The organism is Paraburkholderia sp. BCC1876 (assembly GCF_902833695.1).
Lineage (GTDB): Bacteria > Pseudomonadota > Gammaproteobacteria > Burkholderiales > Burkholderiaceae > Paraburkholderia.
Window position 1 is genome coordinate 217318 of sequence record NZ_CADFGI010000006.1, and the last position, 13272, is coordinate 230589.

A 13272-nucleotide genomic window follows, 5' to 3' on the forward strand; every position below is an offset into this window, starting at 1 on the left:
TCCACGTAAGATTCAACACCCTGCCGGGGTGATGAAATTGGTAAACATAGCGGACTTAAAATCCGCCGCCTCACGGCTTGCCGGTTCAAGTCCGGTCCCCGGTACCATGGGTTCTCCCAGCTTTTCCCGTAGTTGGCAAGAAACCCTCTGCGTTCAGGGTTTAACCAGGTTTAACTCCCATCGTTGCTCAACGTTTCCTATTGACACCCGTCAGGGTGGGCAGCTTTTGGGACGATTCTGTTATGTGAGGACAGTCAGTTGGACAGCGCTGGGCTATTCGCAGTCAGTCCGCATAACTTCACTGCTGTTCAACTTCCTGCGTTGCCTGCGCGATCTATTTCGTCATACATTACCGTCGTCTATCGCAATTGAGGGCTTGGTAATGCCTGCATCCTGCTATTTCACACTTAACAATCAGAAAGTGTCCGCTCTAGTCTGCTCTGGTTTCGGAGGAGTGGCTGCGTTTTCAGGCAATAGTCAACACATCGACAATCCCTCTGATACCGCAGTTGTCGGAGCAGGACCAATTCCGAAGGGACGCTACTACATCATCACGCGCGAACCCGGCGGCCGGCTCGGACGGCTGCGTGACTTCGCTCTCGATATCTGGTCTAAGAGTGAGCGCGCCACCTGGTTCGCGCTGTACAGCGCCGACGGCAAGATTGACGATTGGACGTTCGTCAACGGCGTGAGGCGCGGCAATTTCCGGTTGCATCCTACCGGCCGCTGGAATGTCAGCGATGGATGCATCACGCTCACATCGCAGGCGCAGTTTGATCGCCTGCGAGGCTACCTGCTATCTCAACCGGCTACGATGATCCCCGGTACGGATATCCCGTACTACGGAACGGTGGAAGTGCGATGAAAAGCATCTTGCGCATGGCTCTCGCTGCCTTGCTTACCCCGCTCGTATTCATCGGTCTTTCGCAGATTGGCCCTCTGGCGCGCTGGGTCGGTAGCGATGCGGCGTGGACGGCATTGGCGCCGTTGTTCCAACTGTTCCGAACAGCCGGCACCGAGGGGGAGGAAAACGTGTTGTTGGGCGTATTGCTTACCGCGAGCTTTATCATCGCGGCGATTGTCGTCTGGGTGGCGTCAACGCTGATTCGACACCTCAGAACCCGGCAGGCTTCTCACTGATCCCGAGCCTGCCTGAGGGTGCCAGGCTCCAAGTCCCGGACAATGGCGACCGGCAGAAGCACTCTCGAATCTCATTTAGCCCGCCGCGTGCGGGCTTTTGCACGTTCAGCTATCAAAACTGAGGTGCAAAATGAGTCGCAGCAGGAGAAAGAATCCCATCATGGGCATAACCACCGCAGAGAGCGAATCAGCCGGCAAGGCTCAGTGGCATCGGCGCCATCGTTGTGAAGAGCGCGCACGGCTTAAGTCCGAGGCCGAGGGCTACGTCGCGCGTAGTCACCGCGAGCATTCGAACCCGTGGTCGATGGAGAAGGACGGGAAAAAGTATTGGGGCGGTGCGATCGGAGCGCGATACATGCGCAAGTGAGACGGCGCGTCGGCGCTGGGCGCCACGGCATTATTCGCTTACCCATGGTCAAACGATCCGTCACCCAGGCGTCGGTCCGAAAGACCATAAAGACGCGTGTGGAAAACCACGCGCCATGAGTCCTATCAATCGTACCCGTACCAGGCGTCCCTAAGCGGTGCCACCTCAACGCTGGCAAATTCCTCTCTTCCTTCTAGCCAGTGGCGTACATGTTCACGCTGGTCGTCGGTGGCCGATCCTCGAGCGGAATTATCCACGATGAAGCCACCCAGGCTGTCGTTCATACCTCCGCCGAATAGCATGCCGTTGGCCTCGATGCACTCCGCCAGAAATGCATCAAAAAGCGCGTCACGCTGATCGGTTTCAAGCGGATGCGTGAACTGCGCTGACACTTCGAAGCCCAGTTCCTGATATTCGCCAATTCGCAATTTTTTGCGTTGGCGGTGATTACGTCTTCCTGCCATCTGCCCTCCCGAGTCGGTGGTTTCAATTTACGCTGTATTCTGCCGCCACGGGTCCCCGTCAGCAAGCGCGGCGGCATTAGCGTGGATCGCACCGTCCCAGCTACCCATCCAACCGATCCACCAACGCAAACGGAATACTCTCCGCAAACAACTCCCGATCCCCCGTCGCACTCGTCTGCGTATTCAACTGCAATGCGAAGTTAAACCCCGGACTCCGCGTGCTCGTCGTCCGTTCTTTAACCTTCAACTCAATCGGCATCCACGAAGCGGGATCGTTCAGAATCCCATCTACCTTCGCATCGATCTGCGGATGTCCCGCCGCCGTCTCCGCCGGCGGCAACTGCTTCGACATCGCCGCCAGCAAATCGAGTTGTTTGGCCGCACCCCGCTTGAGCCGATACCGATGGAAGTAAGTCTGATTCGGCCGCCGATTCGCCTTCACATCACCGAGATGCCGATCAAGCCGTTCCTCTGCAACCGCACGCGCCGGCGGTTGCTGCGGCGCTGGCCGACCGTTCAACCGCGCGTCCTGACGCTCGGCATCCTGCTCCGCCAGCGCCTGCTCTGCAAAAAGATCGACCCACTGATCACGACTCGCATCGACCGCGCGCGTGTAGGTCTCGGCGCTGGAATACTCGGTGTCGAACAGACACGCGCGATGCATCAGCGCGCCGTTCTCGCGCACGAGCTGCACCTTGGCGAGATGGCTGTCGTCGGCGAAGGTCATGCTAGCTGACGGCGCATCGAGCGAAACGAGGCCCACGCCCACGCTCGAATCGTGCGCGCCAACCGATTGCGTCGCACTGAGCGTCCCGCTCAAGCGTCCGATCAGCCGCGAGCCGGCGCCCACCCGATGCTGCTCGACTTGCACGCGGCCGCTTTGCTCGTTCGAATCGAGCGTCTGTTTCGCGGTCTTTTCATAGCCGATGCCGAGCGCGGCGCCCGCGCGAAACGGCGAGCCGACCTTGGGCACGCTCACCGACACGCCCACGTCGGCGGAGGCCCCGCGCTTGACCGTGCGCGCCACCGTATCGGTCCAACTGACGGACACGTCGGGATCGTCGAAATAGTGCTCGGCGAGTCGGTTCCAGGTGCCGCGCGCGCCGCCCGAATTCGCCCCGTGCGTCTGGGTCGTCTCGTCGAAAACGTGATCGATAACGCCTTCGAGTTTCTCGCGCATCGCGCCGTCGTCATAGCCGGTGCCGTTCTGATTGACGCGCCGTGCCACGCGCAGCGACACGCCGCTCGGCTCGGACAACTCCTGCGAATGCAGCACGGCCTGGGTGGTCAGTCCCGCGCGCATCTGGGTCAGGCCGACGTCGACGTCATAGCCGACCAGCAAGCCGACGCCCGCATGCCGCACCTGCGTTTTGGCGGTGCCGACGAACATCTCGACGCCATGCGTGCCGCGACTCAATTCGACCACGGCTTCACGCGTTTTCGACGCGCGCAGATCGAGGCGCGGCGCAATCGGCACGGCGCCCGCATGCAAGACTTTGCTGAGATTCGCCGACAACCCGCGCGTGCTGACGCCGATGCGGTTGCCGTCGGTCAGACGCAGCCGCGAACTCGATTGCAGATCGTGCGCGACGTCCTTGAGCGTTTGCCGGACCGCGCCGGCGCTCTCCGCATCGGCGGTCGGGGTAGGCGGCCGCGCCCGATCCTTCAGCGACGACACCTGGGTCCAGAACGGCGAATCGGCGGGGACCTTGGCGACCTTGCCCCATGACGCGAGCCGTTCCAGATTGAACGGCTGCTTCGCGATCGATTTGAACGGCTTGCTGCGCCCGAGCGTGTGCGGGTCGGTGTTGGCCCAACGCGTGGTCTCGGCGCGCAGGCGGTCGAGCGTGGCGGGCGAACCGACATCGCGCGGCTGCAGTTCCGCGCACAACTGCTGCGCGCGTTCGGTGACCTGATGCAACTGGCCGGCGTCGAGCCGGCCGTTCGGAAAGCCGCCAGCTTCTAGCCAGACATGCAGCGCGGCGAGTTCGGCGATCGACTGCTCCGGACGCGCGTGCGACAACGCCGCCGCGGCGCGCATTTCCGGGCGCTCGCACAACGGCGCCAACGCCTGGCGCATGCCGTCTTCGAGTTTGGCCTGCTCGGCACCGACGGTCTTGCGCGGCACGCCTTGCGTGCCGAAGCGCAGCGCCGACAGCGGCGAACTGCGTTTGCCGACGAGGCGAGGGAAGAAACTCTTCCAGCGGTTTTCGCCGACCCGGTCGATCGTCTTCGCCGAGAACTTGTTCAGACGCTCGCGTGCCTGCGACAAATCGCTGCCGCGTCCGTCCTCGCGGAAGTTCTGACGCCATGCGAAGAACGCGCCTTTCTGATCGGCGTTCAACGCGCCGCGCCCTTGCGTGGTCAGTGTCGCTGCCGCGTCGTAGGCTTGCCAGGCGAGCGGGGCATCGCTGACGGGCGTGCCCGCTGCCGGCGCGGCGCGTGCGGCGACCGCCGCGGGCGCCGGATCCTGCGCGGGCCCCGCGCCGTGGAGTGGCGGATCGAGCGCGTCGGCGGCTTGCAGCATCATGCGTTGCGCGAGCTGGGTCGACGCGGTGCCGGGCGCCGGCTGGCCGCCATGACGCAACTGGTTGAGCGCTTCGAAACCGGCATCGGTGCGCGCCAGCGTGCGCGCGACCTGCCATGCGCCGGCTTCGGCCGGTGTGCTCGAGCGGGCGGTGTGCATCTGCGCGAAGTCGAGGTGGTCGAGCGCGTCGAGCACGTTGTTGGCGCTGCGCGAGTCGCCGATCGTCGCGCCGTGCAAGGCCTGGGCGACGAGCGCGCCGCGACTCGCCGGCAACGCGTCGTCGGGGCCGCCTAATGCGCTCAGGCGATGCGACAGCGTGGCCTGCGCGAGCAGATCGTTCGCAGGCGCGGGGAGCTGATGGCCGACGTACTCGCGCAACGCGGCTTCGCTGGCCATGGCGTCGAGCGGGATCGTCGATGCGGGTTGCTCGTGTGCGGCGGCAGGCGTAGCGGCATGCGCGGCCGCCGCGATGGATGGAGTTGAAGCAGCCGAAGACGAAGAAGCCAAAGCACCCGAAGAAGCCGCCGCCGAAGCACCCGAACCACCCGAGCCACCCGAAGCACGCGCCGTCTTCCCAAGCGCCTGACGGCTCTGCCGTTCGCTCTTAGCCAACGGTGTTGCCGCCGCGCTCGACCCCGCCACCGGTTTAGCCGGATACCGCTCGCCGTTAGCCGTGAAGTCCGCCGGCGCGAACGGCTTGCCGTGCCGGCTCGCTTGCGACAGGGCGGTGCTGACATCGAACTTGCTTGCCCGTAACCGCGCACCGGTTCGCGATAGCGTATTGCCGAGCCGGCCCAGCAGCGTATCGTCGACCAGTGGCCGCGCTTGTGGCGCACCGGCAGGCGTCGCGGCAGGCGCTTCGCCGGGCCGATGAACCGGCGCTGCGGTCGCTTCGGCTGCTTCGGTTTCGGGCGTGCGGGGCACGCGCGGCGGTACGGCATGAATGTCGGACATGGCGAGTGGCGTTCAACGAGCGGCAGTTGAACCCACGGTATGCAGCACGTATGACACCCCCAGGCAGAGGGCGAAGCAACGTCACCGCACGCGAAGCACCCCACGCCGGCAGAAGCCTCGAGCGCTACGAGACCAATGCTGGTCTAGCGCGCATATGACACCCCAGGCAGCGAGCGAAGCAACGTCACCGCACGCGAAGCAGCCCCACACCAGCCGAGGCTTCCAGCGCTTCGAGATCGACGCTGATACGCAGCGCGAGCCGCTGCGCGCCGTGCTGCCGGGCGCGTTGCAGCGCGCGTTCGAGCAGCGGCCGCACGGTGCCCGGATCGTCGCCGCTACGCAGACGCACCATGGCCTCCAGACGCAACAGCTCGGGCACGTACCAAAGCTCGCCGGTTCGCTCGCTACGGGTCACGGCGTCACGCAACGTCGCGCCGAGCGTCGCCGCGAATTCGGGCGCGCCATGCAGCGCGATACGCGGCAACAGCGTGGCGATGAACGCGATGTCGGGCACCTGCACGCGTTCGCGCGCAATGCGTTTCGCCGCGCCGCCGATCAGCCGCAGCGCGGCTTCTTCATCGCCGCGCCGGGCGTCGAGCCAGAGCTGGAAATCGAGTCCGACGCGCAGCCAGCGTTTGACGCCCGCCGCGCGCGCCCGCGTCACGAGTGCCGCGGCGCAGGACTCGGTCAGCGCGATGTCGTCGTCGAGCGCGGCGAGCGCGCAGGCGAGGCTGAGCGCGATGCAACACGCGAGCGGTTCGCTCTCGTCGGCGGGGTCGCGGATCGTGACGCGCAGCGGGGCGGCTGTCTGCGGTTCGCCGACCAGCCACAGCGTCACGGCATGAATTGCCCGGGCCACCAGATGTAGCGACAGCCCATAACTGGTGGCGACGGCATTGGCCTCGCGGCTCATCTCTTCATCGACGCCGTCGGCGTCGTCATTGAGTCCGACCACCGGCGCGAGCAGGCGGAGCGCGGTGTCGAAGTCGCCGCCATACGCCGTGACGATGCCCTCGATGCGCCGCGCGTTGATGCTCACCACCGGACTGTGCGCGATGGGCGCAATCTCGCTGAACTGGCCGGACAGCCACCGGCAATGCTTGATCTCGCCGACGTCGAGCGCGCACATCACGAGGCAGAACAGCGCGCGCAGCCGGTACGGCGTATCGGCGCAGATGTTGGCGAGGTCGTAGGTGCGCTGCCAGCTCTCGACGATCTCCGCCGACGCGCTGCGTTTGAGCGTCAGCGCCCGCGCGAGCACGGCGCGCAGCCGCATCTCGTCGCGGATGCGCCGCATCGACACGCTGTCCACCCGCGCCAGCACCGCACGCACCCAGCCGATGTATTCGTCGACGAGCGCGAGCGCGGCCCAGATCGGCGCGGTGTTGTCGAGCAACTCGGTGCACAACTCGACCTTGTCGACGGAGACGGCCCACTCCAGCGCGGCGCGCAGCGCGTCGATATCGTAGCGGCTGTGCGCGGTGGCCATGGCAACGCCCGCGCCGAACCGGCGCGCCATGTCGCGAGCGACGAATTGCGCATGATGCAGGCCGGCCTCCGCGCTTTCGCGATTGCGCTCCAGCGCGTCGAGCGCGAAACGGCGCACGGCGGGCGGCAGGCGCAGCCGCAACGTGCCGTCGCAATCGACCGCATTCACGAGCCCCGCGTCCATCAACGTATGAAGCTGGTGTTCCAGCTGGTGTCCTTCGGGCGGTTCGAGACCGTAATCGCTGCCGAACGCGCTGAGCATTTCGTAGGCGGCGTCGTGCGAAAACGCCGTGGCGAAAATGCCGAGCCGGCGCAGCATCGTGCGAGTCGGCGCTTCGAGCGCGGCGTACGACAGATCGAGCATGACGTGGACGATCGCCGCGCGCGGCAGCACGATGCGGCGGCCGCCGCTGCGATGGGTCATGACGGTGTCGAGTTCGCGCGCGAACGCCACGATGGCATCTTCCGGCGGCATGCCGCTGCGCACCTGGCCGGCGATGGTCGCCGCCGCCAGTTCGAGCGCGAACGGCACGCCGTCGACGCGCCGGCAAATCAGCGCGGCGGCCGCGAAGGTGGTCGGCGCGAGCTGGCTGACGTCGGCCAGCGGCGCGTGCGATGCCGCCGCTTTCAGACAGTGCGCGAGCCGGGTGAAGAGGAGCCGCAGCGCGTCGTAGTCGAGAGTGGCGAGCGTGGCGGGCGTCTCGTCGGTCTGTTCGGGCGGCACGCGCAACGCGGCCACCGGCACCGTCGCTTCGCCGCCGATGAAAAGCGGCGACTCGCAGGTTGCAATCACATGCAAGCCCGTGGTGTTGGCGACCAGCGTATCGATCAGCGCCGCCGCCGCTTCGCTCAGATGATCGCAGTGATCGACGATCAGCAGCAGGCGCCGCTCGCCGATCTGCGCGGCCAGGTTGGCCGAGGTGGTGAGGTCGCCGGCGGGCTCCAGGCCGAGGGCCGCACCGATCGCGTTGGCCACGCGGTCGGGTTGCGCGAGCGAAGCGAGTGCCGCACAGAAATCGCCGTCGGGAAATTGCGGCCCGAGGTGGCTCGCGGCTTCGATCGCCAGACGCGTTTTACCGACGCCGGAGGCGCCCGTCAGCGTCACGATGCGGCGCGTGGGCACCAGCGCGAGCAGTTCCGACAGTTCGGCATGACGGCCGATGAACGGTGACGGATCGATGCTCTGCGAACGAAGCGAAGCGCTCGCGCTGGTTGGCATCAGCGCGGGGAAAGCTGGCGTGGACGGCGTGGCGGACGCGGTGGCGAGGCGCGACGCCAGAGGCGCGTCCCACGCGGCGGCGGGGGCCGATGCGGAGCGCGCGCCGAGTGGTGTGCCGAGTGGTGCACCTAATCGCGCACCGAATTGCGCACCGAATCGCGCGCCGAATTGAGCACCATAGGAGAAGCCGGACGAGAAGCCCGACCCAGCCGCACCGAACGTCGCGCCATACGTGGAAGCCGAGCTCGACGCGAGCGTTGCCGTGGCCGACGGGCCGGCCGCCTCGCTCGCCGCAAACGAATTCGCGAGCGACGCCGCAATGCTGCCTGCATTCGCCGCCGCGAGATCGAGCCCGGCGTCGGGCGTATCGAGCACGCGGATTTCACCCGCGAAGCGATAACCGCGACCGGCCACGGTGACGATCAGATCGCGGGCGTCGTCGAGAGCGCGGCGAATCGCGGAAATTTGCGCCTGCACGGTGTTCGCGTCGATCGTGCTGCCCGGCCAGACGAGTTCGCGCAACTCAACGGTTGACACCACGCGGCCGCGGGCCTCAAGCAGGGCCGCCAGCATGGCGAACGGACGGGCGCCGAGTTCGATGACGGCGCCGTCGGATATCAGCAGGCCCACGTCGCGTGCGAGCCAGAATCGCGAAAAAGCGATGACCTGACCAGTGAGCCGCGGTAGCGACATGATGGGTCTCCGGCGTAGTAGTGTTTCGGTCCACCGGCGAGGGGTACTCGCAAGGCATGCGTAACGAATTACCGCGATGCGGCCATTCGTCAGACCTTTGCATTATCGCCTGAGAAGTGAACAATTGCCTGTATTGCGAACACTTCTTCGAATTCGCGGCGATCGTTCGAGCGGTCCAACCGTGTCAGGCATCCTCGAGGCTCCATTGCATGGTGTTGCGGAGCCACGCGGCGCCTTCGCTGGCCGGTTCCGGCGGCACGGGCGCCGGCCGCGTCAGCGCGAACAGATAACTGTCGGCCGCGACGAGGCCGCGATTCGGGCGGGGTTCGTGGTTGGTCAGCCGCGCTTCCCTGGCGAAGCCGAGTCGCTCCATCGAACTGTGCGCCGCGCCGTCCACGGCGCAGCACGCGAATACGCGGTACACGCCGGGCTGTTCGATCAGCCAGTCGATCAATTCCTGCAGCGCCAGCACGCCGGCCCGGCGTCGCCGCGCGCCGCCATGACGGCTGATGATCACGCCGATTTCCACGCGCGGCAGCGTCGGTTTCAATTCGATCAGCGCGGTCAGCCGGCCGGTCTCCTTGCATTCGAGTGTGTAGCGAATCAGGCTGCCGTCGTCCCAGCCGCTCAGCGCCTCGGCGATGAAACCCTCCGTCTGGCTCACGCCGCTCTGGCGTAACACGGGGAGGTCGCGCATCGTGTCGGCGTCGCCGAGCATCTGGTCGAACAGGGCGGGGGCGTCCGCGAGGGTCAATGGGCGCAGCCGCAGAAGCGGGGTGTCGATACTGTCGAGTGGGGTGAGGCGCATGAGTCGGACTCCGATTGAGCGACGAGTCCCCGCAGTGTGCCGTTGCCGTATGACCCTCGCACGACCGGCCGCGAACCGGTGTAAAGACGTGCGAACACGGGTTGGTGGTGGAGGCGCTGGGATTGCCAGGAGCGCGCCAACTGAGCGCCGACCGAGCGCCAACCGAGCGCCAACCGAGCGCCAACGCCGCGTGCCGCGTCGGCTCGGCGAGGGTCGATGGCTGATGGCTGATGCCGCGTTGCGCTTCGCATCCGCGCACACGGGTTCGCATCGCGCCGGCAGGTTTCGCATGCGGGTTGTAACGTCGATCAGGACGCCCGTTCTTCGATGCCGTTGTCCTGTGCTTCGCTCGTGCGGCGCACATTTACACCAGGAGCCCGCACCATGCCGAATTCCCCCTCGATCGGACGTTCCAGTGGCGCGCTGCCGCTCACCGAATCCCATACTTCGCCATCGCCCGCGGCAGACAGCGGCCAGGCGGGCGGCGGTGCGCCGCACGCCGGTCCGCAGGCGGATGCCAAGCTGAACGCGCTGGCCGGCAACGGTGGTAGCGCATCGACGGCGGCGGCGGGCAAGGGTACGCGCGCGTCGTTCGCGGCCAAGGTGTCTTCGGCGGCGACGGCGGCCACCTCCGCCGCGGCCGCTATGCCGCAGAAACTCGCGGCCGGGATGCAAGGGCGCGCCGGCCGTCTGGGCGCGTTTTCGCAAGGCGCGGCTAATACGGCGAACGGCGTCACGGGGATGGCAGAGGCGGGTTTGAACGTGCTCGGTGGCGTGATGCAACTGGAGCAGGCGGCGGTCAACCAGATCGCGGAGTTGATGAAGCAGGGCGCACGCAATATCGAAGAGGCGTCGAAGGGCTGACGTGCGCGTCAGGGTCCGCTGCGCGTGCCGCCAGGCCCGCAGCCGGAACAGCCGGGCTGCAGCAAGAACGCCAGGCCCGCACTCAGAACACTAAGCCCGCAGCCAGAAAAACTCCCCCGAAGCGATTCCCTCGAACATCTCGTCGCTCGATTCCACGATGTTTTGCCGCCAGTAGCGGCCGTGTTCCGCGTAGTGCGCGAGCAGATCGGCGAGCGCGTTGCCGTCGAGGTCGTCGGAGAACGGTAGCCGTAGCACCAGCACGACGCCGCCGGTGTCCGTGTCGAGTCCCAGTTGCGCCTGGTCCTGCGCATAGATCAGCAGGTTAGCTTCAAGCATCAGCCGGAATACGACGAGCGTGCGCCCGGCAGTGACCGTGCCGAAATGAAAGTTCGCGTACATCGCGTCGAGGTCGCGCTCGAAATAATCGAGCCGCACGTCGAAGCCTTCAACCTCGATCGAGCGTGAGCGCAGCACATGGTCCGCGTCGCCGAGACCGACGACCGCGCACAGATCCGTGATCAGGCTGGTGTAACGCTCGCTGCTCATCCTCGTACCCTGCTTGGCGGTTGCGCGCGCGGCTCAACCGGATGTCCCGGCAAACCGCATCGCGGCGCCGGCAAAAAAGCGAAAAAACGTAAAGGCGAAAAAACGCAAACGCGCAAAAGACACAGCCGGCGCCCGTCGTAAACAAAAACAGAAACGGGACCGGCCGCATGCGAACCGCCGCCGTCGGCGAGCGGCCCGCGTCAGCGACGCTTAGCTGCCGCGCGACGCATCCTTGACGTTGCTCGCACCGCTCTTCGCAATGTTCGCCACCGATGAATACATGCTCTGCTCAACTTGCAGTTGGGCGGACTGCATCGTCATCTGGTCCATTTCCTGCGTGAGACCAGCCATCATTCCGCCTGCGCTTCCTACGGACATAAGAACCTCCAGTGACTAGGGATAAAGAGTGGGAGTGGCCTACATCGAGACCTGCCGTCGCGTCGGCTGCTCAGGAGAGCCATGCCGCCGCGACAAGCGCGTTGCCCGTCGCGCCGGCCGCTGCTGTACCGGTGCGTCGGTGAGTCGGTGAGCCATTGCGCCGCCCTGTCAGGCGTGCGCGCCGGCCTGTTTTTCCTGCAGCCGCGCGATCACGCGCGACGCAGCGAGAAAGCCGCGATACAGCTTGGCCAGATTGTTGCGATCGAGGTCGGTGGCGCCCTGCGTGTCGCTGATCCGCTGCGCGGTCGCTTCGAGCGACTGGCGAATCGCGTCCACGGTCGGCGCGCCGGCCGGATCGGCGAGGGTCTTCTGCAAATCATTGAATTCGCTGGCGTGGGCTTCGAGCTGCTCGTACATGTCGATCTCCTGATTGAACGGGGCAAGGGCGGTTGACGGGTCACCTTAGGGTCAGCTTGCCGGACCGTGGGGTTGAGCCGATGGCAATGTCGCGGGGTTCGGCAGCGGCACGACGCCGGCCGCGCTGCGGGTGACGGTGTCGTTGTCGACGATTGCGGTGTTGGTGGTGTTTGTTGTGTTCGCGACGTTGGCGGTGTTGTTCGGGTTGGCCTTGCCGTTCAGCGCCGCGTTGGCATTGGCGCTTTTATTGACGCTCGCGTTGGCGTTGGCATTCGCGCTCGCATTCACATTGACATTCGCCGTCGCCGCACCGCCCACATTCGCCTCGCTATCCGACGCGGGCGGGTCGACGGCGTAAATATGTTTGACGCCGTCCGGTGTCTGCGCGTAGCGGACGTCGTCGGAGGAAATCATTTCGGAATACGACGCGGGCGCCGCGCTGCCCGCGACGACATTGCCGTTTTCCGCCACCTGCACCACGATGTTTTTCACGTTCGGATCCAGATCGGCGCGCACCCGCGCGAGCGCGGCGTCGAGATCGGCGCGGCTGCTGACGGCGCCGGTGATCGCGAAGTTGCCGTCGCCGAGATAGCGGACATGCGCGCCCGCCACGCCCAACGAATCCTCGATGCTGCGCGCGTCGTTCTGCGCGACGTCGTAGTTGCGCGCCATGCCGCTCGGCGCGATGCGCGCCAGCAGAGTGCGCACGGCGTCGTCGTCGGCGGGGCTCGTGACCATGCCGGTGACCACCACCGTGCTGCCGACCGCGTGCGCCTGCAGGCCGCTCAGATGGGCCGCGGCCAGCGCCTCGCTAACGCGTTGCGCGCGGTCGTCGGCATTGCGCGGCAGGGCGGCGCGGCTCATCTGCGTGGTGGTCAGCAGCGAGCCCGCGACGATCACGATACCCAGCACGAAGCACGCCGCCACGGCGCCCACGTAACGGCGTCGCTTCTTGCGTTCGGCCGCGAAACGCGCTTCGGCGGGACGCGCCAGCAACATCGACAGCAGGTCGAGATCGGATGGCCATGCCGCGTCGTCCGCGCCGATGCAGAGGATCATGTCGTCGAATTGCATCGGTACGAAGTCCACCAGCAGCACTACTTCCTCGCCCGCAAGCGGCGCGGTGGCCTGGCCGTCCGCGGTCGTTGCCAACTGCGCTTCAGAGACGGTGACGCGCTGCGCGCTGACCACGCCGCTCGCGTCGACGTGCAGCAGCGCATCCGCGCCGCGCCAGTCGGTGAGGCGGATGTCGGCATCGTCGTCGGCGCCGACGCGATGCGTGCCCGGCGTGAGCTGCAACTGCGCTCCCGCGTGAACGCCCGTCAGTATCCGCAGCAGTTTCATCGTGCTCGCACAGGGTGGGTGGGAGGGACGCCGGAGGAGCGCGCGGGTTGCGCGGCTCGGCCG

The 13272-nt window shown here is 66.2% G+C and carries 11 protein-coding genes and 1 tRNA gene; 4 read left to right on the forward strand and 8 right to left on the reverse strand.

The window, feature by feature from the left end:
• Positions 1-22 precede the first annotated feature (22 nt).
• The 3 genes from HWY05_RS22770 (at position 23) to HWY05_RS22780 (ending at position 1140) form a co-directional block, all read left to right on the forward strand.
• Positions 23-107: transfer RNA gene (locus HWY05_RS22770), tRNA-Leu, on the forward strand.
• A 275-nt stretch (positions 108-382) separates the two neighbouring features.
• A complete protein-coding gene (locus HWY05_RS22775) occupies positions 383-865 on the forward strand; it encodes a DUF2778 domain-containing protein (protein ID WP_176059719.1) in 483 nt (160 codons plus the stop codon).
• Positions 862-1140: a hypothetical protein gene (locus HWY05_RS22780; RefSeq protein WP_176059720.1), complete on the forward strand. Its 279-nt coding sequence runs from the start codon at positions 862-864 to the stop codon at positions 1138-1140. The genes HWY05_RS22775 and HWY05_RS22780 overlap by 4 nt, the downstream gene beginning before the upstream one ends.
• Before the next feature lie 492 nt (positions 1141-1632).
• Here the strand turns inward: HWY05_RS22780 and HWY05_RS22790 are convergent, their stop codons facing one another.
• The 4 genes from HWY05_RS22790 to HWY05_RS22805 form a co-directional block, all read right to left on the reverse strand.
• Positions 1633-1971 (reverse strand): YggL family protein, encoded by a 339-nt coding sequence (locus tag HWY05_RS22790; RefSeq protein ID WP_176059722.1) that lies wholly within the window; start codon positions 1969-1971, stop codon positions 1633-1635.
• A 100-nt stretch (positions 1972-2071) separates the two neighbouring features.
• Positions 2072-5452 (reverse strand): autotransporter, encoded by a 3381-nt coding sequence (locus HWY05_RS22795; RefSeq protein ID WP_176059723.1) that lies wholly within the window; start codon positions 5450-5452, stop codon positions 2072-2074.
• A 184-nt stretch (positions 5453-5636) separates the two neighbouring features.
• Entirely contained in the window at positions 5637-8852 is a 3216-nt protein-coding gene (locus HWY05_RS22800; protein ID WP_176059724.1) for a winged helix-turn-helix domain-containing protein, read from the reverse strand.
• 184 nt (positions 8853-9036) lie between these two features.
• Positions 9037-9660: a GNAT family protein gene (locus tag HWY05_RS22805; protein ID WP_176059725.1), complete on the reverse strand. Its 624-nt coding sequence runs from the start codon at positions 9658-9660 to the stop codon at positions 9037-9039.
• Between the two features lie 384 nt (positions 9661-10044).
• Between HWY05_RS22805 and HWY05_RS22810 the strand changes: the two genes are divergently transcribed.
• Entirely contained in the window at positions 10045-10524 is a 480-nt protein-coding gene (locus HWY05_RS22810) for a hypothetical protein (RefSeq protein ID WP_176059726.1), read from the forward strand.
• 90 nt (positions 10525-10614) lie between these two features.
• Here HWY05_RS22810 and HWY05_RS22815 read toward each other — a convergent pair whose 3' ends face one another.
• The 4 genes from HWY05_RS22815 to HWY05_RS22830 form a co-directional block, all read right to left on the reverse strand.
• Entirely contained in the window at positions 10615-11070 is a 456-nt protein-coding gene (locus tag HWY05_RS22815; protein ID WP_035546652.1) for a CesT family type III secretion system chaperone, read from the reverse strand.
• Between the two features lie 210 nt (positions 11071-11280).
• Positions 11281-11448, reverse strand: a complete 168-nt coding sequence (locus HWY05_RS22820) for a hypothetical protein (protein ID WP_176059727.1) — start codon at positions 11446-11448, stop codon at positions 11281-11283.
• Between the two features lie 168 nt (positions 11449-11616).
• Positions 11617-11865 carry a hypothetical protein gene (locus HWY05_RS22825; protein ID WP_035546650.1) on the reverse strand — a complete coding sequence of 83 codons (249 nt, stop codon included), beginning with the start codon at positions 11863-11865 and terminating at the stop codon, positions 11617-11619.
• A 51-nt stretch (positions 11866-11916) separates the two neighbouring features.
• Complete coding sequence (locus HWY05_RS22830; protein ID WP_035546648.1) at positions 11917-13209, reverse strand: hypothetical protein; 1293 nt, start codon at positions 13207-13209, stop codon at positions 11917-11919.
• Positions 13210-13272 lie beyond the last annotated feature (63 nt).

Excerpts from the sequence above, each read along its gene's own strand:
- HWY05_RS22830 (WP_035546648.1), bottom strand. The coding sequence starts at position 13,209 with ATGAAACTGCTGCGGATACTGACGGGCGTTCACGCGGGAGCGCAGTTG.
- HWY05_RS22820 (WP_176059727.1), bottom strand. The coding sequence starts at position 11,448 with ATGTCCGTAGGAAGCGCAGGCGGAATGATGGCTGGTCTCACGCAGGAA.
- HWY05_RS22800 (WP_176059724.1), bottom strand. The coding sequence starts at position 8,852 with ATGTCGCTACCGCGGCTCACTGGTCAGGTCATCGCTTTTTCGCGATTC.
- HWY05_RS22825 (WP_035546650.1), bottom strand. The coding sequence starts at position 11,865 with ATGTACGAGCAGCTCGAAGCCCACGCCAGCGAATTCAATGATTTGCAG.
- HWY05_RS22795 (WP_176059723.1), bottom strand. The coding sequence starts at position 5,452 with ATGTCCGACATTCATGCCGTACCGCCGCGCGTGCCCCGCACGCCCGAA.
- HWY05_RS22810 (WP_176059726.1), top strand. The coding sequence starts at position 10,045 with ATGCCGAATTCCCCCTCGATCGGACGTTCCAGTGGCGCGCTGCCGCTC.
- HWY05_RS22805 (WP_176059725.1), bottom strand. The coding sequence starts at position 9,660 with ATGCGCCTCACCCCACTCGACAGTATCGACACCCCGCTTCTGCGGCTG.
- HWY05_RS22775 (WP_176059719.1), top strand. The coding sequence starts at position 383 with ATGCCTGCATCCTGCTATTTCACACTTAACAATCAGAAAGTGTCCGCT.
- HWY05_RS22780 (WP_176059720.1), top strand. The coding sequence starts at position 862 with ATGAAAAGCATCTTGCGCATGGCTCTCGCTGCCTTGCTTACCCCGCTC.
- HWY05_RS22815 (WP_035546652.1), bottom strand. The coding sequence starts at position 11,070 with ATGAGCAGCGAGCGTTACACCAGCCTGATCACGGATCTGTGCGCGGTC.
- HWY05_RS22790 (WP_176059722.1), bottom strand. The coding sequence starts at position 1,971 with ATGGCAGGAAGACGTAATCACCGCCAACGCAAAAAATTGCGAATTGGC.